19 protein-coding genes and 1 pseudogene are annotated in these 25,865 nt (G+C 68.6%); 17 read left to right on the forward strand and 3 right to left on the reverse strand.

Annotated elements, in window-relative coordinates:
* Positions 1 to 89 precede the first annotated feature (89 nt).
* The 14 genes and pseudogenes from ACNFIA_RS03640 to ACNFIA_RS03705 all read left to right on the forward strand — a co-directional run bounded on the left by ACNFIA_RS03640 (position 90) and on the right by ACNFIA_RS03705 (position 19,917).
* Positions 90 to 836, forward strand: coding sequence for a response regulator (locus ACNFIA_RS03640; RefSeq protein ID WP_259759506.1), 747 nt, complete (start codon positions 90 to 92; stop codon positions 834 to 836).
* A gap of 157 nt (positions 837 to 993) precedes the next feature.
* Positions 994 to 1,755, forward strand: a complete 762-nt coding sequence (locus ACNFIA_RS03645; RefSeq protein WP_416782911.1) for a substrate-binding periplasmic protein — start codon at positions 994 to 996, stop codon at positions 1,753 to 1,755.
* Entirely contained in the window at positions 1,752 to 3,989 is a 2,238-nt protein-coding gene (locus ACNFIA_RS03650; protein WP_416782913.1) for an ATP-binding protein, read from the forward strand. Before ACNFIA_RS03645 ends, ACNFIA_RS03650 begins: the two co-directional genes overlap by 4 nt.
* Before the next feature lie 1,100 nt (positions 3,990 to 5,089).
* The gene (locus ACNFIA_RS03655; RefSeq protein ID WP_416782915.1) at positions 5,090 to 6,517 is read left to right on the forward strand and encodes an amino acid permease; all 1,428 of its coding nucleotides are present in this window, start codon (positions 5,090 to 5,092) and stop codon (positions 6,515 to 6,517) included.
* A 369-nt stretch (positions 6,518 to 6,886) separates the two neighbouring features.
* Positions 6,887 to 7,675, forward strand: coding sequence for an enoyl-CoA hydratase/isomerase family protein (locus tag ACNFIA_RS03660; RefSeq protein ID WP_416782917.1), 789 nt, complete (start codon positions 6,887 to 6,889; stop codon positions 7,673 to 7,675).
* A 17-nt stretch (positions 7,676 to 7,692) separates the two neighbouring features.
* Positions 7,693 to 8,853, forward strand: coding sequence for an acyl-CoA dehydrogenase family protein (locus ACNFIA_RS03665; RefSeq protein WP_416782918.1), 1,161 nt, complete (start codon positions 7,693 to 7,695; stop codon positions 8,851 to 8,853).
* Positions 8,854 to 9,061: 208 nt separating this feature from the next.
* Positions 9,062 to 11,149, forward strand: a complete 2,088-nt coding sequence (locus ACNFIA_RS03670; RefSeq protein ID WP_416782920.1) for an acetate--CoA ligase family protein — start codon at positions 9,062 to 9,064, stop codon at positions 11,147 to 11,149.
* Between the two features lie 180 nt (positions 11,150 to 11,329).
* Positions 11,330 to 12,940, forward strand: coding sequence for a 5-guanidino-2-oxopentanoate decarboxylase (locus ACNFIA_RS03675; RefSeq protein ID WP_416782922.1), 1,611 nt, complete (start codon positions 11,330 to 11,332; stop codon positions 12,938 to 12,940).
* A 149-nt stretch (positions 12,941 to 13,089) separates the two neighbouring features.
* Positions 13,090 to 14,259: pseudogene (locus ACNFIA_RS03680) on the forward strand (pyridoxal phosphate-dependent aminotransferase); the annotation flags it as partial.
* A gap of 156 nt (positions 14,260 to 14,415) precedes the next feature.
* Positions 14,416 to 15,834: an aldehyde dehydrogenase family protein gene (locus ACNFIA_RS03685; RefSeq protein ID WP_416782923.1), complete on the forward strand. Its 1,419-nt coding sequence runs from the start codon at positions 14,416 to 14,418 to the stop codon at positions 15,832 to 15,834.
* Positions 15,835 to 16,117: 283 nt separating this feature from the next.
* Positions 16,118 to 16,822 (forward strand): NAD(P)H-dependent oxidoreductase, encoded by a 705-nt coding sequence (locus tag ACNFIA_RS03690; protein WP_416782924.1) that lies wholly within the window; start codon positions 16,118 to 16,120, stop codon positions 16,820 to 16,822.
* A 389-nt stretch (positions 16,823 to 17,211) separates the two neighbouring features.
* A complete protein-coding gene (locus ACNFIA_RS03695; protein WP_259758212.1) occupies positions 17,212 to 18,147 on the forward strand; it encodes a LysR family transcriptional regulator in 936 nt (311 codons plus the stop codon).
* Positions 18,148 to 18,328: 181 nt separating this feature from the next.
* On the forward strand, positions 18,329 to 18,523 hold the full coding sequence (locus ACNFIA_RS03700) for a hypothetical protein (protein WP_259758211.1): 195 nt from the start codon (positions 18,329 to 18,331) through the stop codon (positions 18,521 to 18,523).
* Positions 18,524 to 18,912: 389 nt separating this feature from the next.
* The gene (locus tag ACNFIA_RS03705) at positions 18,913 to 19,917 is read left to right on the forward strand and encodes a hypothetical protein (protein WP_416782925.1); all 1,005 of its coding nucleotides are present in this window, start codon (positions 18,913 to 18,915) and stop codon (positions 19,915 to 19,917) included.
* On the opposite strand, the gene ACNFIA_RS03710 is transcribed toward ACNFIA_RS03705, so the two are convergent.
* Positions 19,899 to 21,233: a sigma-54-dependent transcriptional regulator gene (locus ACNFIA_RS03710; RefSeq protein ID WP_416782927.1), complete on the reverse strand. Its 1,335-nt coding sequence runs from the start codon at positions 21,231 to 21,233 to the stop codon at positions 19,899 to 19,901. The genes ACNFIA_RS03705 and ACNFIA_RS03710 overlap by 19 nt on opposite strands.
* Complete coding sequence (locus ACNFIA_RS03715; RefSeq protein WP_416782929.1) at positions 21,230 to 22,993, reverse strand: sensor histidine kinase; 1,764 nt, start codon at positions 22,991 to 22,993, stop codon at positions 21,230 to 21,232. The genes ACNFIA_RS03710 and ACNFIA_RS03715 overlap by 4 nt, the downstream gene beginning before the upstream one ends.
* A 119-nt stretch (positions 22,994 to 23,112) precedes the next feature.
* Between ACNFIA_RS03715 and ACNFIA_RS03720 the strand changes: the two genes are divergently transcribed.
* Together ACNFIA_RS03720 and ACNFIA_RS03725 are read left to right on the forward strand one after the other, a co-directional pair.
* Positions 23,113 to 23,991, forward strand: a complete 879-nt coding sequence (locus tag ACNFIA_RS03720; protein ID WP_416782930.1) for an alpha/beta hydrolase — start codon at positions 23,113 to 23,115, stop codon at positions 23,989 to 23,991.
* On the forward strand, positions 23,988 to 24,377 hold the full coding sequence (locus ACNFIA_RS03725) for a hypothetical protein (RefSeq protein ID WP_416782931.1): 390 nt from the start codon (positions 23,988 to 23,990) through the stop codon (positions 24,375 to 24,377). Before ACNFIA_RS03720 ends, ACNFIA_RS03725 begins: the two co-directional genes overlap by 4 nt.
* A gap of 6 nt (positions 24,378 to 24,383) precedes the next feature.
* Here the strand turns inward: ACNFIA_RS03725 and ACNFIA_RS03730 are convergent, their stop codons facing one another.
* Positions 24,384 to 24,848: a DUF3301 domain-containing protein gene (locus ACNFIA_RS03730; RefSeq protein ID WP_416783023.1), complete on the reverse strand. Its 465-nt coding sequence runs from the start codon at positions 24,846 to 24,848 to the stop codon at positions 24,384 to 24,386.
* A gap of 147 nt (positions 24,849 to 24,995) precedes the next feature.
* On the opposite strand from ACNFIA_RS03730, the gene pdxY reads away from it, so the two are divergent.
* Positions 24,996 to 25,865, forward strand: a complete 870-nt coding sequence (pdxY, locus tag ACNFIA_RS03735) for a pyridoxal kinase PdxY (protein ID WP_416782932.1) — start codon at positions 24,996 to 24,998, stop codon at positions 25,863 to 25,865.

The following is a 25,865-nucleotide window of genomic DNA, read 5'->3' on the forward strand; positions in this document are numbered from 1 at the left end:
ACCTGCCGCCATCTGCAGGACAGTTCCTACAGCTCTACCTCCACGCATAACAAGAATGGCCCCGCCACGAGCGGCGGCTTCAGCAGGGTATTGCGATGACTTCCCGTGTACTGATCGTCGACGACGATCCGGTGATTCGCGAGCTCCTCCAGGCCTACCTCGGCGAGGAAGGCTATGACGTGCTGTGCGCCGGCACCGCCGAGCAGGCCGAGGCGACGCTGGCCGAAGCCGCGCAGGCCGAACAGCCCATCGACCTGGTGATGCTCGATATCCGCCTGCCCGGCAAGGACGGCCTCACCCTGACCCGCGAGCTGCGCGTGCGTTCGGAGGTCGGCATCATCCTGATCACCGGGCGCAACGACGACATTGACCGCATCGTCGGCCTGGAATGCGGCGCCGACGACTACGTCATCAAGCCGCTCAACCCCCGCGAACTGGTGTCCCGCGCGAAGAACCTGATCCGCCGCGTGCGCCACGCCCGCCAACCCGCCGCCGTGTCCACCCCGCCCAGCCGGCAGAACCACAAGCGCTTCGCCCACTGGACGCTGGACCCGGACCGCCGCCGCCTGATCGACGCCGGCGGCAGCGAAACCCCGCTGACCCACGGCGAGTTCCAGCTGCTCTGCGTGTTCCTGCGCAACACCGGCCATACCCTGAGCCGCGACCAGCTGATGGACCAGATCCGCAACCGCGAGTGGCTGCCCAACGACCGCTCCATCGACGTCCTGGTCGGCCGCCTGCGCCGCAAGCTGCGCGACGACCCTGCCGAGCCCGAGCTGATCATCACCATCCACGGCGCCGGCTACCTGTTCACCGCCACGCCTGCCGACGCCTGAGGTTCTGCCGATGCCCCGTTTCTTCGGGCGTAACGTGAAGCTATCGGTGACTCCAGTGCATACCGTAAGCACAGGACAGCTCCCTCTCCCTTCGGAGCGGGGCGCGCAGCCAGGGTTGGGGAGAGGGCGGCCGCCGCTCCGATCTTTCCAGCATCTCGTGGCCCTCCTGCTCCTGCTCTTCTGCACGTTTGCCCACGCCGCCCAACCCCTGCGCTACTGCGACTACCCCGTCTACCCGCCCATCTCCTGGAGTGACGGCCACGACGTGCGCGGCCTGGCGCCGCAGACCGTGCGCAGCGTGCTCGGCCAGCTGGGCTACGACGTGCAGACCGTGGTGCTGGGCAACTGGAAGCGTTGCCTGCTGGACGCCGCCGAGGGCCGCGTCGACGTGGCGCTCGCCTACCAGACCCCGCAGCGCGACGACGGCCTGCTCTTCTCCCGCGTCCCGGTGCTGCGCGAGGAAGTGGCGATCTTCTACAACCGCCGCAAGCCGGTGCGCTTCGATCAGCTCGGCGACCTCGCCCGGTACCGCGGCGGGCTGCTGTTCGGCGAAAGCTACGGGCCGGCGTTCGACCGCCTCGTTGCCGAGCACGGCAACGTCGAATGGGTCTCCGACAGCCGACAGAACTTCGGCAAGCTGATCCGCCAGCGCATCGACTTCATCGCCTACGAGCGCCGCACCGGTACGCTGTTTGTCGAGCAACTCGCCGGCGGCCAGGACATCGCCGCGCTGCCGCGGCCGCTGACGGTGGACTACCTGCGCATCGCCGTCTCCCGCCATTCGCCGCTGGCCGCGCGGATGGACGAGATCGACGCGGTGCTCCAGCAGCGCGTGGACGACGGCAGCATCGCCCGCTGGCTGCAGCAGAGCGAGCAGGACTACCGCGCCCTGCTCGCCGGCGACGGGGTGCCGCGTTGAGGCTGCCCGGCGGCCTGGCGCGGCGCCTGCTGCTGCGCGTGCTGCTGTTCAGCTTGTGCTTCACCGTGCTGGCCAGCGCGGTGCAGTTGTACTTCGAATACCGCCGGGAGATGCGCGACATCGACACGCGCCTGGAGCTGATCCGCGTCGGCTACCTCGCCAGCTTCGAGCGCAGCCTGTGGGACCTCAACCAGGAGCAGCTCAACGTGCAGCTGCACGGCCTGGCCGACTTCCCCGACATCGCCCAGGTGCGCCTGCGCAGCGCCGACTTCAACCTGGTGCAGGACGCCGACGAGCAGCGCGGGCCGTTCCGTGTCGAGCACTACGCCCTGGCCTTCCAGCCGCCGGACGGCGAGCGCCGCGAGCTGGGCGAGCTGGAAGTCAGCATCGACCTGGGCGCCGTCTACCGGCGCCTGCTCCACGGCGGGCTGGCCAGCCTGCTGTGGATGGGCGTGTTCCTCTGTGGCCTGGCGGTGGCGCTGAGCTGGTTGTTCCACAGCCTGGTGACGCGCCACCTGCGCGCCATGGCCGACTTCGTGCGTGGCCTGACCGGCGGCGACCTGGGCACCGAGCTGGCGCTGGACAAGCAACGCTCAGGCGAAGAGGACGAAATCGACACCGTCGCCGATGCCCTCGATGGCCTGCGCCGCGCCCTGCGTGCCGAGCTGCGCCGCCGCGAGGCCGACCGCGCGGCCCTGCAGAGCAAGCGCGACGAGCTGCAGCGGCGGGTCGAACGGCGCACCGCCAGCCTGCGCCGCGCCAAGGAGGAAGCCGAGGCTGCCAACCGCGCCAAGAGCCGCTTCCTCGCCACCATGAGCCATGAGATCCGCACCCCGCTAAACGGCATCCTCGGCATGGCCGAGCTGCTGCGCGCCGCGCCCCTGGGCGAGCAGGACCGGCGCCGCCTGCAGGCACTGTCCACCGCCGGCGAAGGGCTGCTGGCGATCCTCAACGAGGTGCTGCACTTCGCCAAGCTGGAGGACGGCGCCAGCCAGCCGGAGCCGGTGGACTTCTCCCTGCGCCGCCTGCTCGACGACGTGGTGACGCTGCTGGAGCCGCGCGCCGAGGACAACGGTACCTGCCTGCGCCTGCGCATCGACCCGCAGGTGCAGGACGCCTGCCGTGGCGCCGAGCAGTTCCTGCGCCAGGTGCTGAGCAACCTGCTGGCCAACGCGGTGAAGTTCACCGAGGAAGGCGAGGTGCTGCTGGAGGTCGCCGTGCTGCACGGCAGCGAGGCCGGGCAGCGCCTGCGTTTCAGCGTCACCGACGACGGCATTGGCATCTCCGCCGAGCAGCAGGAGAAGATTTTCCAGCGCTTCACCCAGGCCAGCGACGAGGTCGCGCGGCGCTACGGCGGCACCGGGCTGGGGCTGGCGATCAGCAAGCGGCTGGTGGAAGCCATGGGTGGCGAGATCGGCGTCGAGAGCCTGGAAGGCGAGGGCAGCACCTTCTGGTTCGAGATCACGCTGGCGCCGGGCGTGGTGCCGCGCGCCAGCGTGGCCGTGGAACAGGCGCCGGCGCTGGACGTGCTGGTGGTGGAAGACGTTGCCCTCAACCGCGAGGTCGCCCAGGCCCTGCTGGAGCGTGACGGCCACCGCGTGCAGCTGGCCGACGACGCCGAGCCTGCGCTGGCGCTCACCGCCGCGCGGCGCTTCGATTTGATCCTGCTGGACATGCACCTGCCGGGCATGAACGGCCTGGACCTGTGCCGGGCGATTCGCACCCAGGCTGGCGGGCGCAACGCCACCACGCCGATCCATGCCTTCACCGCCAGCGTGCAGCCGGGGATGGTCCGCCGCTATTTCGAGGCCGGCATGCAGGGCGTGCTGGGCAAGCCCCTGCGCCTGGACGACCTGCGCCGCGCGCTGTCTGGCGTGGCCTGGGAGCTGCTGCCCGAGGCGGCGGATGACGGCCCGCTGGATCGCCAGGTGCTGGAGACCCACCGTCGCCTGCTGGGCGAGCACAAGCTCAACGAACTGCTCGCCAGCCTGTGGGCGCTGCTCGACGCGCAATGGCCGCTGCTGCTGGAGGCGTTGCGCCAGGAGGACGCGGTGGAGGTGGCCAGCCTGGCGCATCGACTGGCGGGCAGTTGCCGGTCGATGGGCTTGCGTGGGCTGGGAGATCGCCTGGGCGAGCTGGAGCAGGCGGCGCTGGCGGGCTCGCTGACCGGCGATTGGGCGGCGCGACTGGAACAGGAACGAACCCTGGCCGGCGAGTTGCTGAACACCCTGTAGGAGCGGTCCATGCCCGCGATCGCGCGCATGGCGCGCTCCTACAGTTGATCGCTCGGCCAGGCGGTGTTCGCGAGACTGCGGCGAATAACCCTGGCGCGTCAGGCGCCCTACGAATTGAAGAGCGCGCAGGCGCAGCGACGGCACGGATAGGCTTGCCCTCTCCCGGAGGGAGAGGGGGCCGATCGGCGCTTAGGGTCGTAATGGATCTAGCCGGCCAACTCTGAAAGAGCCCTCCGCTCAGGACAGTCCCCTCTCCCTCCGGGAGAAGGTTAGGGTGAGGGGAGAGCCCGAGCGCTGAAATAGCCCGGAGCGCCACCCCTTGTAGGAGCGGGCCATGCCCGCGATCGCGCGCATGGCGCGCTCCTACAGTTGATGCCGCTGCCATAAGCTGTTCGCGAGGCTGCTGCGGATAACCCTGGCGCGTCAGGCGCCCTACGAGTTGAAGCGCGCGCAGGCGCAGCGACGGCACGGGTCGGCTTGCCCTCACCCCAGCCCTCTCCCGGAGGGAGAGGGGGCCGATCGGCGCAGGGGGTTGTCACGAATTCCGCCGGTGAGCACCGTTATTCAAGCGCGCACGGACCAGTCCCCTCTCCCTTGGGAGAGGGTTAGGGTGAGGGGAGAGCCCGAGCGCTGAAATAGCCCGGAGCGCCACACCCTGTAGGAGCGGGCCATGCCCGCGATCGCGCGCATGGCGCGCTCCTACAGTTGATTCCCCTGCCATAAGCTGTTCGTGAGGCTGCGGCGGATAACCCTGGCACGTCATGCGCCCTACGAACTCCAGTAGCAGGGAGCGCCAAATGTTGTAGGAGCGAGCTTGCTCGCGAACAGATTTCCCGGCGACTCCAACGCTGGGCGGGTTCGCGAGCAAGCTCGCTCCTACGAAGATCAGTTGCCCTGAAACCCCCGCCCCGCGCGCCTTGCACAAAATCCTTACATCTTTCTACAACTTCGATCCTGGCGAACAACCGCGCCTTACATCGCCTTCCAATAATCCGGTGGCATCCGTGCCCGAGCCACGGCCTCTGATTGATTGGAGATAACAATAATGATCCAACGTAGAGTTCCGCTCCGCCGCGCCCGCCGTTCCCTGGAGGTGCGCCATGTCTGAGTCCCATCACGCCGGCAGCGGCGAAAAGATCCAGCTGACCCGCGCGCTCAAGAGCCGCCACATCTTCATGCTGTCCCTGGGCGGGGTGATCGGCACCGGCCTGTTCATGGGCTCGGGCGTCACCATCGGCTCCGGCGGCCCGATGGGCGCCATCCTCGCCTACCTCGTCGCGGGCCTGCTGATGTACCTGGTGATGGTCTGCCTGGGCGAGCTGTCCGTGCAGATGCCCGTTTCCGGCTCGTTCCAGGCCCACGCCACGCGCTTCATCGGCCCGGCCACCGGGTTCATGATCGGCTGGGTCTACTGGATGAGCTGGGCCTCCACCGTGGGCCTCGAGTTCACCGCCGCCGGCATGCTGATGACCCGCTGGTTCCCCGAGGTGCCGATCTGGCTCTGGTCGGGCTTCTTCGTGGTCGTCCTGTTCTCCCTCAACGCCCTGGCCACCCGCGCCTTCGGCGAGGCCGAGTATTGGTTCTCCGGGATCAAGGTCGCGGCCATCCTGGCCTTCATCGTGGTCGGCCTGCTGGTGATCTTCGGCGCCATTCCCCTCAACAGCGGGGCGGCCGCGCCGGGCCTGTCCAACCTGGTCAGCGACGGCCTGTTCCCCAACGGCCTGTCCGCCGTGTTCGCGGTGATGATGACGGTGGTCTACGCCTTCCAGGGCTGCGAGATCATGGGCGTCGCCGCCGGCGAGACCGACCAGCCGGAGAAGAGCATCCCGCGCGCCGTGCGCAACGTGGTGTTCCGCGTGCTGATCTTCTACGTGTTGGCGATCGTGGTGCTGTCCGCCATCGTGCCGTGGAAGCAGGCCGGGCTGATGGAAAGCCCCTTCGTGCAGGTGTTCGACATGGTCGGCATCCCCTATGCCGCCGACCTCATGAACTTCGTGATCCTCACCGCGATCCTTTCGGTGGGCAACTCCGGCCTGTACGCCTCCACGCGCATCCTCTGGGCCATGTCCAAGACCGGCATGGCGCCGCGCAAGCTGTCGAAACTCAGCGCCCGCGGCGTGCCGCTCTACGCGTTGCTGATCAGCCTGGCCTTCGCCCTGCTGTCGCTGCTGACCAGCATCGTCGCCGCCGACACCCTGTTCATGGTGCTGATGGCGGTGAGCGGCATGGCCGGCACCGTCACCTGGATCGTCATCGCCTACGCCCAGTACCGCTTCCGCCGCGAGCACATGGCCAAGGGCGGCAGCGTGGCCGACCTGAAGTACGCCGCGCCGCTGTTCCCGCTGGTGCCGCTGGCGTGCATCGCGATCTGCTGCTCGCTGTTCGTGTTCCTCGCCCTGGACCCGACCCAGCGACCGTCGCTGTACTGGGGCTTCGGCTTCATGGCGGCCTGCTACGTCGCCTACTACGTGCTCAAGCGCAAGCGTGGGCAGGTGCTGACCGACGAGGCGGTACCGAGCCTGGGCTGAGCCTTTGCGCTCTACAGAAGCCCCGCATCGCGGGGCTTTTTCTTTTGCTTTGCGGCTCTTCGTAGGAGCGAGCTTGCTCGCGAACCCGCCCAGCTCCAGAGCGGCCGGATAATCCGTTCGCGAGCAAGCTCGCTCCTACAGGTGCACCACCGGCCCCCTCTCTTGCTGAACGTTTGTTCGAAGTTGTAACAAGCTCACGGCGAAAGCCCTGGGAAAACCCCTCAGCCCCCGCGCCGCGCGGCCTTCCCATCGATGGGAAGGGCGTTACAAGCCACCCATTCGGGTGGATTGCCGGCTTGCTGAACAAGTGTTTAGTATTGGCTCCAACGCTTCATCGCCTCAGCAAACGACTACAAGAACGAGGGCAGCATGACTCAGCCATCCCCGCTCAGCCGGGTCCAGGACGGTATCGCCTGGATCACCCTGAACCGCCCCCAGCAGCGCAACGCGCTGGATGTCCCCACGCTCAAGAACCTGCTGGCCCTGCTCGATGCCCATGAGGCCGACGAAGCCGTGCGCGTCATCGTGCTCGGCGGCGAAGGCCGCAGCTTCTGCGCCGGCGCCGACCTCGCCGAATGGGCCGAGGCTGAAGCCCGTGGCGAACTGGAAACCTACGGCTGGACCGAAACCGCCCACGCGCTGATGCGCCGCCTGCACGGCCTGGACAAGCCGACCATCGCCGCCGTCAACGGCACCGCCGTCGGCGCCGGGATGGACCTCACCCTGTGCTGCGACTTCCGCATCGCCGCCGCCTCCGCCCGCTTCAAGGCCGGCTACACCGGCATGGCCTACTGCCCGGACGCCGGCGCCAGCTGGCACCTGCCGCGCCTGATCGGCAGCGAAGCGGCCAAGCGCCTGCTGTTCCTCGACGAGTTGTGGAACGCCGAGCGCGCCCTGGCCGCCGGCCTGGTGGGCGAGGTGGTCGCGGACGATCAGTTGCAGGCCCAGGTCGGTGAATTCGCCGCGCGCCTGGCCGCCGGCCCGACCTTCGCCTTCGCCCAGACCAAGCGCCTGATGCGCGACGGCGCCGCCCGCACCCTGGCCCAGCAACTGGAGGCCGAACAGGCCGCCGGGCTGCTCTGCGGCCGCAGTGACGATGCCGCCGAGGCGCTGCGCGCCGTGGCCGAAAAACGCTCCCCCCAATTCAAAGGCCGCTGACGGCTGCAGGTGATGTGATGGATTTCCAACTGACCCAGGAACAGGAAATGCTCGTCGAGGCGGTCAAGGCTTTCGTCGAGAAAGAGCTGCTGCCCTACGAGGAAGAAGTGGACCGCGCCGACGCGGTGTCCCCGGAGCTGGCCGCGCAGATTCGCGGCAAGGCCCTGGCGGCCGGCTTCTATGCCTTCAACATGCCCGAGGAAGTGGGCGGCGGCGGCCTGGACTACCTGTCCCAGGCGCTGGTCGAGCGCGAGCTGTCCAAGGTTTCCTGGGCGCTGCACGTGTTCGTCGCGCGCCCCTCGAAGATCCTCATGGCCTGCAAGGGCCAGCAGGTCCAGGACTACCTGCTGCCGGTGGTGCAGGGCGAGAAGATCGACTGCTTCGCCCTCACCGAGCCGGGCGCCGGCTCCGACGCCAACTCGATCAAGACCCGCGCCGTGCGTGACGGCGACGACTTCGTGATCAACGGCTCCAAGCACTTCATCAGCCACGCCGGCCACGCCGACTTCGCCATCGTCTTCGCGGTGACCGATACCTTCGAGCGCAACGGCAAGAAGCGCAACGCCGTGACCGCCTTCCTGGTGGACAAGGGCACCGCCGGCATGACCGTGCGCCGCGGCCCCAAATGCGTGAGCAACAAGGGCTACCACACCTACGAGATCTTCTTCGACGACTGCCGCGTGCCGGCCTCCAAGGTCCTGGGCGAAGTCGACAAGGGCTGGGAAGTGGCCAACGCCTGGCTCACCGCCGGCCGCGTGATGGTCGCCGCCAACTGCGTCGGCCAGGCCCAGCGCGCGCTGGACCTGGCGCTGCAATGGTCGGCCGACCGCAAGCAGTTCGGTGCGGCCATCGGCAGCTACCAGGGCATCTCTTTCAAGCTCGCCGACATGGCCACGCAGATCCGCGCCGCCGAGCTGATGACCCTGCACACCGCCTGGAAGATGGACCGCGGCAGCATGACCGACGGCGAGGCCGGCATGGCCAAGCTGTTCGCCAGCGAAGTGCTGGGCAAGGTGGCCGACGAGACGGTGCAGATCTTCGGCGGCATGGGCCTGATGGACGAAGGCCCTGTCGAGCGCATCTGGCGTAACGCCCGTATCGAGCGCATCTGGGAAGGCACCTCGGAAATCCAGCGCCACATCATTTCCCGCGAACTCCTGCGGCCGTTGTTGCGCTGATTGCGCGGGGCTTCGGGGAGCGGACGGCGTTGCCGGATAGACCCTCTCCCCAGCCCTGGCTGTGCGCCCCGCTCCGAACGCAGAGGGGGCAAGAGCGATTCGGCGCCTGGGCTGGCACCTCGCGTTGAAGGATGAACCCGAAAGCTCCCCTCGCCCTTCAGGCAGAGGGGCTGGGGGAGAGGGCAAAGGCCCCGTACCGAGACACGACATGAAAAGAGAAAACCTACAGCGCCTATTGGCGCCCCGGCACCTGGCCTTCATCGGCGGCCGCAGCATGGCGCGCGCACTCAAGCGCTGCGCCGAGGGCGGCTTCGCGGGTGCGATGTGGCTGGTCAACCCGCAGTACGACGAACTCGAAGGCGTGCCCTGCGTGCGCAGCATCGCCGAGCTGCCCGAAGGGCCGGACGCGGTGTTCGTCGCCACCAACCGCGACCTGACCGTTCAGGCCGTCGCCGAACTGGCCGCCAGGGATGCCGGCGGCGCCATCTGCTACGCCTCCGGCTTCGCCGAAACCGGCGAAGAGGGCGAGGCCCTGCAGCGTCGCCTGCTGGCCAGCGCTGGCGACATGGCCCTGCTCGGCCCCAACTGCTACGGCCTGCTCGACTACCTGCACGGCGCCGCGCTGTGGCCGGTGGCCCACGGCGGGCACCTGGTGGAGAAGGGCGTGGCGGTGCTGACCCAGAGCGGCAACTTCGCCTACAACCTGTCCATGAGCGACCGCTCGCTGCCGATTGCCTACATGGCCTCGGTGGGCAACCAGGCGCAGCTGGGCGTGGCCGAGCTGATGGACGTGCTGCTCGACGAGCCGCGCGTCACCGCCATCGGCCCGCACCTGGAAGGCCTGAAGAACGTCCCCGGCTTTGCCCGCGCCGCCTTCAAGGCGCTGCAGAAAGGCATCCCGGTGATTGCTCTGAAGACCGGCGTGTCGCAGATCGGCGCTGAGCTTGCGCTCAGCCACACCAGCTCGCTGGCCGGTTCGGATGCGCTGTACGACGCGCTGTTCGACCGCCTCGGGGTGATCCGTGTCAGCGGCCCGGTCAGCTTCATCGAGACCCTCAAGGCTGCCGCCTGCGGCAACCTGCCGGCCGGTCCCAGCCTGGCCGCGCTGGCCTGCTCCGGTGGCGACGCCGGGCTGATCGCCGACTACGCCGAGCGCAATGGCCTGGGCCTGCCCAAGCTCCTCGACGCCCAGCGCGCCCAGCTGGCCCAGGTGCTGCCGGACTACGCCAACATCGCCAATCCGCTGGACTTCACCACCGCCATCTGGGGCGACGGTCCGGCGCTCGAGCGCATGCTCGACAGCGCCCTGCAGACCGACGCGGATGCCGCCCTGCTGGTGCTGGACTACCCCGGCGAGGAAACCGGCGAACGCCCGCAGTGCGACCTGCTGCTGGAACTGTACTGCGCCGCGCTGGAGCGCCACGGCAAGGTCGGTTTCATCGCCTCCGCGCTGCCCGAGCTGCTGCCTAAACATGCCCGCGAACTGCTGCATGCCCGTGGCGTCGCCGCGCTGCAGGGGGTGGAAGACGGCCTCGCCGCCTGGGGCCGCATCGCCCACTACCGCCAGCGCCGCGATGCGCTGCTGGCCCGTGGCGAAGCCGCGCTGGTGCCGCTCTGCCCGCAGGCGCTGGACAGCGACGGCCGGCTGCTGGACGAGTGGCAGTCCAAGCAGGCGTTGAAACCCTTCGGCCTGCCGCTACCGCGCGCCGCCCTGAGCACCCCGACGCAAGCCCGCGAGGCGGCAGCCGACGTCGGCTTCCCGCTGGCGCTGAAAGTGGTCAGCGCGCAATTGCCGCACAAGACCGAGGCCGGCGGCGTGGCGCTCCACCTGCGCAACGAGGCGGCGCTGGAAGCGGCGCTGTTCGACATGCGCGAGAACATCGCCCGCCACGCCCCCGGCGTGTCCTTCGACCAGGTGCTGCTCGAGCGCATGGCCAACCCGCCGCTGGCCGAGCTGATCGTCGGCATCAAGCGCGAGAACGGCTTCGGCCTGGCGCTGGTGCTGGGCGCCGGCGGCATCCTCGTCGAGCTGCTCAAGGACAGCCGCAGCCTGCTGCTGCCGACCACCGACGCGGCGATCCGCGATGCCCTGCTGAGCCTGCGCAGCGCGCCGCTGCTCACCGGCTTCCGCGGTCGCCCGGCGGTGAACCTGGACGCGCTGGTGGAAGCCATCCGCGCCGTCGCCGACTATGCCTGCGAGCACGTGGACACCTTGCTGGAACTGGACGTGAACCCGCTGCTGGCGGACGCCGACGGCGCCGTGGCGGTGGATGCGCTGATCCGTACCGCCGAATGAACGCACCTGTGGGAGCGAGCTTGCTCGCGAACACCCCCCGCTTTGGGGCTCGGTTCGCGAGCAAGCTCGCTCCTACGAAAAGCAAAAGCGGCGCACGCCGGGTAGTCGGCGTGGGCCCCAACGAGTAGGGCGAATAACCGCTCGCGGTTATCCGCCGAAGAACACTTCGGGAGATCGTTCATGCACAACGAGAAAACCCTCACCGGCGGCCAGGCCCTGGTGCGCCTGCTGGCCAACTACGGCGTCGACACCGTGTTCGGCATTCCCGGCGTGCACACCCTGGAGCTGTACCGCGGCCTGCCCGGCAGCGGCATCCGCCACGTGCTGACCCGCCACGAGCAGGGCGCCGGCTTCATGGCCGACGGCTATGCGCGGGTCAGCGGCAAGCCCGGCGTGGCCTTCATCATCACCGGCCCGGGGGTGACCAACGCCGCCACCGCCATCGGCCAGGCCTACGCCGACTCCATCCCGATGCTGGTGATCTCCAGCGTCAACCACACCGCCAGCCTGGGCAAGGGCTGGGGCTGCCTGCACGAGACCCAGGACCAGCGCGCCATGACCGCGCCGATCACCGCGTTCTCGGCCGTCGCTCTGAGCGCCGAGGACCTGCCCGAGCTGATCGCCCGCGCCTACGCCGTGTTCGACAGCGAGCGCCCGCGCCCGGTGCACATCTCCGTGCCGCTGGACGTGCTGGCCAACCCCGTCGCCCGCGACTGGACCCACGACGTGGTGCGTCGCGCCGGCCGTGGCCAGCCCAGCGCCGATGCGCTCAAGCAGGCTGTGGATAAACTCCAGGCCGCCCAGCGCCCGATGATCATCGCCGGCGGCGGCGCGCTGCATGCCGCCGACGCCCTGGCCGCGCTCAGCGAACGCCTGGCCGCGCCGCTGTTCACCAGCGTCGCCGGCAAGGGCCTGCTGGCGCCGGAAGCGCCGCTGTCCGCGGGCGCCACGCTGTGCACCCAGGCTGGGTGGGACATGATCGCCGAGGCCGACGTGGTGCTCGCCATCGGCACCGAAATGGCCGATACCGACTACTGGCGCGACCGCCTGCCGTTGACCGGCGAGGTGATCCGCGTCGACGTCGATTCGCGCAAGTTCAACGACTTCTACCCCAGCGCCGTGGCGCTGCTGGGCGATTCCAGGGCCACCGCCGAAGCGCTGCTCGCCGCATTGCCAAGCGCGACCCGCGACGCCGCGAAAGCCCAGTCGCGCATCGCCGAACTGCGCGCGCAGATCGACGCCGGCCACGCGCCGCTGCAACGGATCCACCAGTCGATCCTCGAGCGCATCGCCAAGGTGCTGCCGGACAACGCCTTCATCGCCAGCGACATGACCCAGCTGGCCTACACCGGCAACTACCTGTACCCGAGCCAGGCGCCGCGCGGCTGGCTGCACCCCACCGGCTACGGCACCCTGGGCTACGGCGTGCCCGCCGGCATCGGCGCCAAGTTCGGCGCGCCGGAGCGTCCGGGCCTCGTGCTGGTCGGCGACGGCGGCTTCCTCTACACCGCCCAGGAACTGGCCACCGCCACCGAAGAGCTGGACAGCCCGCTGGTGGTGCTGCTGTGGAACAACGATGCGCTGGGGCAGATCCGCGACGACATGATCGGCCTGGACATCGAGCCCATTGGCGTCCTGCCGCGCAACCCGGACTTCGCCCTGCTCGGCCGCGCCTACGGCTGCGAGATGCGCCAGCCGCAGAGCCTGGACGAACTGGAGCGCGACCTGCGCGCCGGCTTCGCCCATCCGGGCGTGACCTTGATCGAGTTGAAACACGCCTGCGCCCGCTGAGCCAGTCCAATACCTGCCTGCGCTTACTCATGCTGCGTTGAAAGCAGGCTCAAAATGCTCATTTGGCGCGCCAAACTGCGCTTTTTCGCCTGCTTTCGCCTTGCCTGAGCGGCGCTCAGACAGGCCTTGAACAGGCTCAGGAGAATGGAATGCGATATTCACACTTCACCCAACGCATCGCCGGCGACGGCGCGGCCGCCTGGGACATCCACTACCGCGCCCTGGCGCGCATGGAGCAGGGCGACGACATCCTCCTGCTGTCGGTGGGCGACCCGGACTTCGACACCCCGGTGCCCATCGTGCAGTCGGCCATCGACAGCCTGCTGGCGGGCAACACCCACTACGCCGACGTGCGCGGCAAGCGTTCGCTGCGCGAGGCCATCGCCCGCCGCCACACACAGCGCAGCGGCCAGGCCGTCACCGCCGACGACGTCGTCGTGCTGGCCGGCGCCCAGTGCGCGCTGTACGCCGTGGCGCAGTGCGTGCTCAACCCGGGCGACGAGGTGATCGTCGCCGAGCCGATGTATGTCACCTACGAAGCGGTGTTCGGTGCCTGCGGCGCCAAGGTCATCCCGGTGTCGGTGCGTTCCGAGCACGGCTTCCGCGTGCAGGCCGAGGACGTTGCCGCGCTGATCACCCCGCGCACCCGCGCCCTGGCCATCAACAGCCCGCACAACCCTTCCGGCGCCAGCCTGCCGCGCGCCACCTGGGAAAAGCTGGCCGACCTGTGCGTGAACAATGACCTGTGGATGATTTCCGATGAGGTCTACAGCGAGCTGCTGTTCGACGGCGAGCACATCAGCCCCGCCAGCCTGCCGGGCATGGCCGAGCGCACCGCGACCCTCAACAGCCTGTCGAAATCCCACGCCATGACCGGCTGGCGGGTGGGCTGGGTGGTCGGCCCGCGTGAGCTCTGCGCGCACCTGGAAAACCTCGCCCTGTGCATGCTCTACGGCTCGCCGGATTTCATCCAGGACGCCGCCTGCACCGCGCTGGAGGCCCAGCTGCCGGAACTGGAAGCCATGCGCGAGGCCTACCGCCAGCGCCGCGACCTGGTGCTCGACTGCCTCGCCGATTGCGTCGGCGTGCGCGCGCTGCGCCCGGACGGCGGCATGTTCGTGATGGTGGACATCCGCGCCACCGGGCTCTCCGCCCAGGACTTCTCCGACCTGCTGTTGGATCGCCACGGCGTCTCCGTGCTCGCCGGCGAAGCCTTCGGCCCCAGCGCCGCCGGGCACATCCGCCTCGGCCTGGTGCTCGGCGCCGAACCGCTGCGCGAAGCCTGCCGCCGCATCGCCCTGTGCGCCGCCGAACTGCTGAGAGTCCGCTCGGAAGCTGGCGAGCTAGCGCCACGCGAGGCGAAAGCGACGGAGGCGGCGGAGTTTACGAGCTGTAAATGAGCATGCCGCAGTCGCTTTCAACGCTGCGTGGCCGACGCGCAGCCGATTCCGAACAGACTCTCAAGGAAAAACGCTATGCGTGACCGCACACAGCTCTACATCGATGGCGCCTGGGTGGCGCCGCAGGGGCAGGGCCTGGCCGAGGTGCAGAACCCGGCCACCGAGGAATGCGTCGGCCGCGTGCCGCTGGGCGGCGAGGCGGACGTGAACCGCGCGGTGGACGCCGCGCGCCGGGCCTTCCCGGCGTGGTCGCAGACGCCGTCCCACGTGCGTGCCGGCTACATCCGCGCGCTGGCCGAACAACTGCAGAAGCGCGCCGACGAGATGGCCGCGCTGATCACCGCCGAGCTGGGCATGCCGGTGCAGTGGTGCCGCATGGTGCAGGTCGACGGGCCGATCGAGGGCCTGCAGAGCTACGCCGAGCTGGCTGCGCACATGGACGAGGTGCGCGAGGTCGGCAACTCGCTGATCGTGAAGGAGGCGGTGGGCGTCTGCGCCTTCATCAACCCCTGGAACTACCCGCTGCACCAGCTGATCGGCAAGCTCGCCCCGGCACTGGCCGCCGGCTGCACGGTCGTCTGCAAGCCGAGCCAGGACACCCCGCTGCACGCCTTCCTGCTGGCCGACCTGGTCCACGCCATCGGCCTGCCGGCCGGCGTGTTCAACCTGGTCAGCGGTCCTGGCTCCAAGGTCGGCGAAGCGCTGGCGCGGCACCCGGACGTGGACATGGTGTCCTTCACCGGTTCCACCGGCGCGGGCGTCAAGGTTTCCGAAGCCGCAGCGCCCACGGTCAAGCGCGTGTGCCTGGAGCTGGGCGGCAAGTCGCCGTTCCTGATCACCGCCGATGCCGATCTCGCCGCCGCCGTGCGCCATGGCGTGCAGGACGTGATGATCAACTCCGGGCAGACCTGCACCGCGCTGACCCGCATGCTGCTCCCCGCCAGCCGCTACGACGAAGCCGTGGAAATCGCCCGCGCCGAAGCCCTCTCGCTGAAGATGGGCGACCCGCTGGACGCCGACAGCTTCCTCGGCCCGATGTGCTCGGGCGGCCAGCGCCGTACCGTGCTCGATTACCTCCGCGTCGGCCTGGAAGAGGGCGCACAGCTGGTTTGCGGCGGCGCCGAGCGCCCGGCCCATCTGGAGCGCGGGCACTACGTGCAGCCGACCATCTTCGCCGGGGTGAACAACCAGATGCGCATCGCCCGCGAGGAAATCTTCGGCCCGGTGCTGTGCCTGATTCCCTACGCCGACGAGGCCGAGGCGATCGCCATCGCCAACGACTCGCCGTTCGGCCTGTCCAGCGCCGTGTGGGCAGGCGACCGCGAGGATGGCCTGCGCCTCGCCCGGCAGATGCGCGCCGGCCAATGCTTCGTCAACGGCGGCGCGTTCAACTACCGGGCGCCGTTCGGTGGCTACAAGCAATCCGGCAACGGCCGCGAATGGGGCGAGCAGGGCCTGCACGAGTTCGTCGAGCTCAAGGCTATTCAACTCTGAGTGGCTGAACAGCGCCCTCTCCCCAACCCTCTCCCGCAAGCGGGAGAGGGGGCCGTCCGGAGTTTTCGGATGGAAGGGAGTCAGCCGGGGCGGGGGGAAAAAACTTGCCCCGTTGTACAGCTCCTGCTCCCTTCTAGGACACGAGCGCTTCGGTGCTGCCGCTGGAGACGGTGCTGAAGGATGAACACGAATACCCCCTCTCCCTTCAGGGAGAGGGCTGGGGAGAGGGTGCCGAGCCAGCGCACCGATCCCCCAAGTACCGACTTTCTGGCCAGGAATCCCCATGAACGTACTGATTGTCCACGCCCACAACGAACCGCAATCCTTCAGCACCGCGCTGTACCGGCTCGCCGAGGAAACCCTGCGCGGCCAGGGCCATGACGTGCAGGTCTCCGACCTCTACGCGATGAACTGGAACCCGGTGGCCAGCGCCGCCGACTTCGGCGCCCGCGCCAACCCCGAGTACCTGGTCTACGCCCTGGAGCAGCGCGAAGGCGCCAAGGTCGGGACCCTCGCCGCCGACATCCAGGCCGAGCTGGACAAGCTGCTCTGGGCGGACCTGGTGATCTTCAACTTCCCGATCTACTGGTTCTCCGCGCCGGCCATTCTCAAGGGCTGGTTCGACCGCGTGCTGGTGTCGGGCATCTGCTACGGCGGCAAGCGCTTCTACGACCAGGGCGGCCTGGCCGGCAAGAAGGCTCTGGTGAGCGTGACCCTCGGCGGGCGCGACCACATGTTCGGCGAGGGCGCCATCCACGGCCCGCTGGAAGACATGCTGCGGCCAATCCTGCGCGGCACCCTGGCCTACACCGGCATGAGCGTGCTGCCGCCCTTCGTCGCCTGGCACGTGCCCTACATCAGCAACGAGGCGCGCCAGGACTTCCTGCGCCAGTACCAGGACCGCCTGCAAAACCTGGAGAGCGACCAGCCGCTGGCGTTCGTGCGCCTGGACCAGTTCGACGAGCGCCTGTACCCGCTGCCGCGCTGAGCGGCTCTGTCCTTGTAGGAGCGAGCTTGCTCGCGAACAGATTCCCGGCGACTCCGGAGTGAAGCGGGTTCGCGAGCAAGCTCGCTCCTACAGGAGGCTGCAAGCGCCCGGGAAACGAAAAAGGGCGGGCACCCGCAGATGACCGCCCCTGGAGAAAAAGTCAGTCGCTGCAGCGGATATGCGCGGGGGAGAAGGTCGTCGATGGGTGTATCGGCGACCGTACGATGAGCCTGGTATGCCCAACGTTGCTGCAGCGACCTGGCCGGCACTATACGTGGTAACAATCGGCAAAAAACGACCCTATACTGCGATTCAGTTTTGCGGCGCGGACAACAATGGTTGTCGTCTCCTACAGGCGCCTACAACAAGATCAACAGGCAGGGGGAAACATGGACGTACTTCACGCAATGCGGGCATTCGTCCGGGTGGTGGATGCCGGCAGTTTCACCGCCGCCGCCAATGCCCTGGGATTATCCACCGCCCAGGTGTCGCGGGTGGTGTCCGACCTTGAATCCCAGCTCGAGGCCCGCCTGTTGCATCGCACCACGCGGCGGCTGGCGCTGACCGAAACCGGCGAGCGCTACCTGCAGCGTTGCCGGGAAATCCTCGCCGACGTCGAGGAAGCGGAAGCCGAGGCCAGCGGCGCGCACCTCAACCCCCGTGGTCGCCTGCGCGTGCACTCGCTCACCGGCCTCGGCCAGCAGCACCTGATCCCGCTGATCTCGCGCTATTGCGAGTCCTTCCCCGAGGTCTACATCGAGCTGACCCTGGCCCAGCGCCAGCCGGACATCCTCGAGGAAGGCCAGGACGTGGTGATCACCCGCGATCGCGAGCTGCCCGACTCCGAATTCGTCGCCCAGACCCTGGGCACCATCTACAGCGTGCTCTGCGCCAGCCCCGAGTACCTCAAGCGGCGTGGCACCCCGACCAGCGTCGCCGACCTGCACCAGCACCAGTGCCTGCGCCTGCAGGACCCGACCTTCCCCGAAGGCTGGGCCTTCGAGGAAGGCAACGAGGCCAGCGTGATCCGCCCGCGCGACACCTTCATGGTCAATGTCGCCGAGGCGCTGACCGGCGCCGCCGCCGCCGGCATGGGTATCTGCCTGCTGCCCAGCTACGTCGCCGCGCCCGCCCTGCGCCGCCGTTCGCTGGTGCGCGTACTGCCCCGGCACAGCCTGCATGTGCGGCAGATCTATGCGCTGTATCCGTCGCGGCGCTTCCTCGACGCGAAGATCCGCACCTGGGTCGAATTCCTCAAGGCGGAACTGCCGCGGGTATTCGAGGACGACGAAGCAGCGCTCAACGATCCCGTCAACTGGGCATAAGGCAAAGGGCTAGCGTGGCGGATCGTCGCAGCCGCTCTATTTCGGCGTTCTCGGACGATCGCAGCGGATTGTTGCTTTTTAGGCAATGCTTTGTTGGTTAGCTAGCTATTTTTCTACCCACTGTTGCGCCGTAACCTTTCTTCAACCCCGCCCAACCGGGTGTTCAGAAAGGATCACCGTCATGTCCCGTTCGCTTTATGTTGCTGCCCTGTTGTCCGTGTGCTCGCTGTCCTTCACCCAGCTGAGCTTCGCCGAAGAATCGCGCCTGATGACCAACAAGCTGGTCAAGGCCAACGAAGCAGTGATTGCCCAGCAGCAGGCCGCGTCCGCCGAGCAGACCGCCAAGGCCGCCACTGGCAACGGCGCCGATTCCTGATCGGCCGCTTCCCCCGGGAGGCTCGGAGCGTGAGCCGGGCTTCTCAACACCTTGCGCCGCATACGATATGCGGCGTTTTTTTACCTGCTGGGGGGGCCCTCCGTGTTGCGACTTTTACAAAATTTGCAACAGTCTTTCCTTGGCGGCGCGCTGTATCCTTGACCGTTCGGTCAATATACTTGACCCAACAGCGCGGCTTTCCAGCCTCGCCGTTCCCGGCCTCACCGCCGGCAAGCTTCCCGACGTCGATTCTTGATTGCTCCAGATCGACGTCCGTCTCAAGGCCGCTGCTTTCAGCGGCCTTTTTTTATGCCCGGTGGAAAAGCGTCGGCAGGCTGGTAGGCTGGTCGAACTCCGCGCCGCGGGCCGGATTCGACAAGGATGCCGAGATGACCACCGATAATCCCTTCGCCACACCCCACGCGCCGCTCACCGCCCCCTCAGCAGCGGCAATACCCGCCGGCAACCAGCCCCTGCAGTTCGTCGCCGCGATGATCGTGGCAGCGGCGGTGGTCCTTCTTGGCAGCACTGCCGTGCAGTGGGTCGCTGACCTGGGCACGTTCCGTGAACGCCTGCCGCAGTACCTGCCGGCGATGCTGGCGTCCTGGCTGGGCGGGCTGGTTTTCTACGCGGCGGCAGTGCTGCTGGTCGTGCACGATCAACGCGAGCGTCATGGCATCGTGCGCTTCCAGCCACAGGCCGGGCTGCTGGTGGGCTTCGGCGTGGCCTACCTGATCACCACGATGGTCGTCAGTACGGTGGTGTCTTACCTGAGCGTGTCGTTCTACCAGTGGGCGTTCGAGCAGGACACCCGGAACCTCTGGATGGTGTTGTACGGCCAGGTCAATTCGCTGATCAGCCTGGCCCTGGGCTGCCTGCTGCCGCTCTGGGTGGTGTTGTCCCTGGCACGCTCACGGTCCGAGCGGCTGGCGGCTGGCCAGGCCTGCGCGCTGCCGTCCTGGCAAGTGGCGCTGGGCGTGGCACTGTGTTTCAGCGCGCTGATCTACAAGGTGCTGGTCGCGCTCAGCTACGCGGCGTTCTATCTGTACAGCAGCGCGGACGGCTGGCAGTCGGTGTTCCTGCTGGCCGGGTGTGTGCTGCCTTTCGCCATCGTCATGGCGGCGGTGCAGACACGTCTGCCGCGGCAGGTCTCGCGCTTCGGTGCTGGCCGGGTGCTAGGCTGCGCGCTGGTGTTGCTGCTGCTGTGGGGCGTGGCGATCGTGCTGGTCTCGATCCTGGTAGTCTTCGCCGCCTACACCTCGCTCAACTCCAATAGCCTGCCGCTGTACCTGGTGCCGCCGGCGATCCTGCTGCTGGCGCTGCTCTGGCCGCTGGCGCGCTGGTGCACCGGCTGGTTCTTCGCCGACGAGCTGGCTCAATCCTCGCCCAGGTAATCCCCGCGGCTCAGGCCATGGCGCTGCATCTTCTCGTTGAGGGTGCGGCGCGGCAGGCCGAGCAGTTCCATCACCGCCTTGATGTCGCCCTTGCACTGCGCCAGCGCCTGGCGGATGCACTGCGCCTCGTAGGCTTCCATGCGCTCGAACAGGCCGTTGCCGGCGGGCTCGATGGGGTGTTCCGCGCGGTCCAGGCCGAGCACGTGGCGCTCGGCGGCGTTGGCCAGTTCGCGCACGTTGCCCGGCCAGTCGTGGGCGAGCAGGCGGGCCAGTTCCGTCGCCGACAGCGGCGCGGCCTCGCGGGCGAATTTCTCGCTGGCCAGCAGCGCGTAGTGCTCGAACAGCAGCGGGATGTCCTCGCGGCGCTCGCGCAGCGGCGGCAGGCGCAGTTCGGCGACGTTCAGGCGGTACACCAGGTCTTCGCGGAAGCGCCCGGCGCGGGCCTCTTCCAGCAGGTCCGGCTTGGTCGCGGCGATCACCCGCAGGTCCACCTTGATGCTCTGGTTGGAGCCCAGGCGCTCCAGTTGCTGCTCCTGTAGCACGCGCAGCAGCTTCACCTGCTGGGCCAGCGGCATGCTCTCGATCTCGTCGAGGAACAGGCTGCCGCCGTTGGAATGCTCCAGCTTGCCGATGCGCTTGCCCTGGGCGCCAGTGAAGGCGCCGCTTTCGTGGCCTAACAGTTCGGTCTCGAACAGCTGCTCGGGAATCGCCGCGCAGTTCAGCGCGACGAAGGGCTTGCCGGCGCGCGGGCCGAAGTCGTGCAGGCAGCGGGCGACCAGCTCCTTGCCGCTGCCGGTCTCGCCGCGGATCAGCACGTTCACCGGCGTGCCGGCCAGCGCCATGATCTGCCGGCGCAGGGTTTCCATGGGGCGCGAGACGCCGAGCAGGCGCGATTCGATCTGGTCCTTGAGCGCCGCCTGTTCGCGCAGCTGGCGGTTCTCCTGCACCAGCCGGCGCTTTTCCAGGGCGCGGCGCAGGCTGTCGAGCAGGCGCTCGGGGGTGAAGGGTTTCTCGATGAAGTCGTAGGCGCCCTGGCGCATCGCCTGCACCGCCATGGGCACGTCGCCGTGGCCGGTGACCATGATCACCGGCAGGTCGCGGTCGAGTTGCTGCAAACGTTCGAGCAGGGCCAGGCCATCGGTGCCGGGCATGCGCACATCGCTGATGACCACGCTGGGCAGTTCGCGGGCGACGCTTTTCAGGCAGTCGTCCGCGCTGCTGCACAGGCGCACGTCGAAGCCGGAAAGCTGCAGCCACTGCTGCACGGCGTCGCGGATGGCGGCTTCGTCGTCGACGAAGAGGATGGTCTGGCTCATGGTCTGCTGTCTTCGCTGGCGGCCGGCAGGCTCAGGCGGAACACCGCGCCGCCGGTGGGCTGGTTGGCGGCGTCGAGGCGCCCGCCGAGTTCGTGGACGATGCCATAGGATACCGCCAGCCCCAGGCCCAGTCCTTCGCCCACCGGCTTGGTGGTGAAGAAGGGGTCGAAGACGCTGGCGAGGTGTGCCTCCTCGATGCCCGGGCCGTTGTCGGCGACGTCCAGGCACCAGCGCTCGCCGTCGCGCTTAAGCGTCAGGCGGATCTCTGGCTGTGCGGTGGCGGCCACGGCATCCAGGGCGTTGCGGATCAGGTTGACCAGCACCTGCTCCAGGCGGATCGCGTCGCCCAGCACCCAGGCGGGCAGGTCGAGCTCCTGGCGGATCTCCACGCCTTCGGCGCGGGTGCGCACGGCCAGCAGTTGCAACGCCTGTTCGATCACGTGGCCCAGTTCGATGCGTTCGCGCAGGCCGCCGGGGGTCTTGCGGGCAAAGGTCTTCAGGTGGCCGGTGAGCGCGGCCATGCGTTCGAGCAGTTCGTCGACCCGCACCAGCGCGGCGCGGGCGTCGTCCTGGCGGCCGGCATCGAGCAGCAGGCGCACGCTGGCCAGTTGCATGCGCTGGGCGGTGAGCGGCTGGTTGATCTCGTGGGCCAGGGCGGCGGACATCTGCCCCAGCGCGGCCAGCTTGGCGGCCTGCACCAGGCCGTCCTGGGCGGTGCGCAGGGCGGCGGTGCGCTGTTCCACCAGGCGCTCCAGCTCTTCCTGGTTGCGCTGGCGCAGGCGCGCCAGACGCCGCCGCTGCTGCAGCCAGAGCACGAGGAATACCAGCGCCAGCCAGACGCCGGCGGCGGCCAGGCGCGCGCTGGTGACATCGGACTGCACGCCGTGGGGGTTGCGCAGCAGGTGCAGGGTCCAGTCGTCTTCGGGCAGGCCGGCCGATTGCCAGAGGTAGTCGCCGCTGATGTCCTGGCCGTCGACGCGGACCATGCGCGCGTGCTCGCCCAGGGTTTCCAGCGTCCGGTGCGGCAGGGCGCTGAGCGGCTGCTTGTGGTACTGGCGCGTGTCGGCCAGTTCCGCGCGGGCCACGGCGTCCAGCGGGCGCAGTTCGCGGTAGCGCCAGCGCGGATGGTTGGCGAGGAACACCACGCCCTTGCTGTCGCTCACCAGCACCACGTCCGGGGTCTGGCTCCACTGGCGTTCGAGGTCGGGGAATTCGAGCTTGACCACGATGGCGCCGAGGAAACGGCCGTCGTCGTCGCGCAGCGCGTTGGACAGGAAGTAGCCGGGAATCCCGCTGGTCACGCCGACGGCATAGAAGCGTCCGGCGCCCTGGGCGATGGTCTGGCGGAAGTAGGGGCGGAAGCCGTAGTTGTGGCCGACGTAGCTGACCGGCAGGTCCCAGTTGCTGGCGGCCACGGCGAGGCCGGTGTGGTCCAGCAGCTCCAGGGTCGAGGAGCGCGCGGCGCCGTTGATTTCCTGCAGCTTGAGGTTGAGCCGGTGCTGCAGCTCGCCGGTCACCGGGCCGCGCATGGCGGCGCGCAGTTCCGGGTCCAGCGCGAGCACGGCGGGGATGCTGCGGAAGCGCTCGATGAGGGTGTGCAGCGAATTGGCGTAGAGGCCCAGCTGTTCATGGGCGGCTTCGGCTTCGGCGAGCAGGGCGCGGTGCCGGGCCGCCTCGCCGGCCCAGAACACCGACAGCATCAACCCGGCCAGCAGGAGCAGGCAGATCAGCAGCAGGCGAAGGGGGCGGGTAGGCGACATGTTCGACGGGGTTCGACCAACGGTCGGCGACAATAGCACGTCCGCGCGCTGGTCCGGCGCCCCGCCGCCTCGCTACACTCTGCGGCGTCCCGATGGACTCATCCCTACGGAGATGTTCGATGCAGTTGTCGTCCTGGACCCACGAAGGGTCCGCCGGTTTCACCCTGCGCGGCTGGCGCAGCGAGCCCAGCGGCAAGCCGCTGTTGCACTTCCTGCACGGCAACGGCTTCTGCGGCCGTGCCTACGAGCCGATGCTCAAGGTCCTGGCGCAGGATTTCGACCTCTGGCTGTGCGATGTCCAGGGCCACGGCGACAGTGACCACGGCGGGCGTTTCCATGGCTGGAACCGCAACGCCGAGATGGCAGTGGAAGCCTTCCAGGCCGGCAGCCAGGTGTTCGGGGACGTGCCGCATTACGCCGCTGGGCACAGTTTTGGCGGCGTGCTCACCAGCCTGATCCTCGGCCGGCATCCCGAGCTGTTCCGCCGCGCCGTGCTGCTCGACCCGGTGCTGTTCACCCCGGCGATGATCGGCGTGATGGCGCTCTCCGAAGTGCTCGGCCTGCACAAGCGCCGCACCATGGTGCAGAAGGCGCGCTCGCGGCGCAGCCAGTGGCCGGACCGCGAGGCAGCCTACGCCGGCCTGCACGGCCGCGGCATCTTCAAGGGCTGGACCGACGAAGCGCTGTGGGCCTACGTGGAGCACGCGATGAAGCGCACCGAGGCGGGCGTCGAGCTGAAATGCCGGCCCAGCCGCGAGGCGGAAATCTTCAGCTCCTTCCCCAAGCGCCTTTGGCCGTCGCTGACCAAGGTAGTGACGCCGACCCAGGTGCTGTTCGGCGAGCGCACCTACCCGTTCGTGCCCAAGTCGGTGGCGCGCTGGTGCGCAGTGAACAAGGTGGTGAGCGGCCAGTGCGTCGATGGCGGCCACTGCTTCATGCAGGAATTCCCCGAAGACAGCGCCGCGCGCGTGTCGCGCTTCCTGCTGGGCCACGAATGAACGACCCGGCCCGCGAGTCCGTCTGGCTGGCGCTGTCCGAGCTGTGGCTGGATGTCGAGCCGACGGAAGCGGATCTCGCTTACATCGCGCGGACCCTCGCGGTCAGCGGTTTTTCCCTGGACGAACTGGACGCCATCTATCGCCTGGAGGTGGTACCGGTGGTTTACCCGAACGCCCTGGCGACAGCCGGAGAGTGGACCGGCTTCGATGCCGACTGGCTGTTCGAGAAATGCCGGCGCAATCAGCAGCGTCGCGCGTTCTTCCTTCATCGCTGGCGGTGCTGGCTCCTCGGCCGGACGGTCGGCGCACTGATGAATGCGCACCTGCGCCAGGTGCTGGCGCGAGTCGTCGAACTCCGAGAACGGACCGAAGACGATCCGAGCTGATCCGGCTCAGTCGCCGACCTTCTTGCCCTGATGCGCACGGCGCCATTCGTCCAGGCGCACCACGTCGGCCTTGGGACGTGGCGGCGCGGGCGTGTCGTCGAACACCGCGTCGATGATCTCTTCGTCCACCGGCGCGGCCGCCGGGTGGAAGGTGGCGACCGGCGATACCGGTGCGCGCGGCTCGGGCTCCATGCGGAAGGGCGCCAGCTCGATGCGGCCCAGGTGCTGGCCGAACATGGCGATGGTGCCGGCGTAGCGCTCCTGTCCGGTGGCGGTGAACTCGAAGGCGTATTCGCGGGCCAGGCGCAGGTTGCCCCGGCCGTCGCGCTGGAAGCGGAAACGCTGCAGGGCCATGGCGTCATCCAGCAGCTCCACGCCCTGGCGCGCGCAGTGCTGCTTGGCCAGCGCCAGCGCACGCTCGCGGATGCCATGGGCGCGCCACCACCAGGCGGCGCCCGCGACAACCAGCATGAAGATGAAAAGATTGCCCAGGTCCACGTCAGCTTCCTCGGAAACGGCGCACCAGCTTACTCACTCCGCCGCCGGGCGGCGAGGGCCGGATGTTCACAGCCTGTGAATTGCGCCCCATACTGCCCCATTCTGTAGCAGGACACCGTTATGCCGCGCACTCCCCACGTTCTCGCCATCCAGTCCCACGTCGTCTTCGGCCACGCCGGCAACAGCGCCGCCGAGTTCCCCATGCGCCGCGTCGGGGTGAACGTCTGGCCGCTGAACACCGTGCAGTTCTCCAACCATACCCAGTATGGCCACTGGACGGGCCAGGTGCTGCCGCCGGAACAGATTCCCGCCCTGGTGGATGGCATCGCCGCGATCGGCGAGCTGGGCAACTGCGATGCGGTGCTCTCGGGCTACCTGGGCAGCGCGGCGCAGGGCCGCTCGATCCTCGAGGTGGTGCGCCGCATCCGCGAGGTGAACCCGCGCGCCGTGTACCTGTGCGACCCGGTGATGGGGCACCCGGAGAAGGGCTGCATCGTCGCTCCGGAAGTCGGTGAGTTCCTGCTCCACGAGGCCGCCGCCGTGGCCGACTACCTGTGCCCGAACCAGTTGGAACTGGACAGCTTCTGCGACCGCCAGCCGACCTCTCTGGACGACTGCGCGCAAATGGCCCGTGGCCTGCTGGCGCGCGGCCCGAAGGCGATCCTGGTCAAGCACCTGAACTACCCGGGCAAGCCGGCGGACGCCTTCGAGATGCTGCTGGTGACCCGGGACGAAACCTGGCACCTGCGCCGGCCGCTACTGGCCTTCCCGCGCCAGCCGGTGGGCGTGGGCGACCTGACCTCCGGGCTGTTCCTCGCCCGCCTGCTGCTGGGCGACGACCTGCGCAGCGCCTTCGAGTTCTGCGCCGCCGCCGTGCACGAAGTGCTGCTGGAAACCCAGGCGTGCGGCAGCTACGAGCTGGAACTGGTGCGCGCCCAGGACCGCATCGCCCACCCGCGGGTGAAGTTCGAGGCGGTGAAGCTGGGGTGA

The sequence above is a fragment of the Pseudomonas sp. NY15437 genome, from assembly GCF_048068435.1.
Classification (GTDB): domain Bacteria; phylum Pseudomonadota; class Gammaproteobacteria; order Pseudomonadales; family Pseudomonadaceae; genus Pseudomonas; species Pseudomonas nitroreducens_B.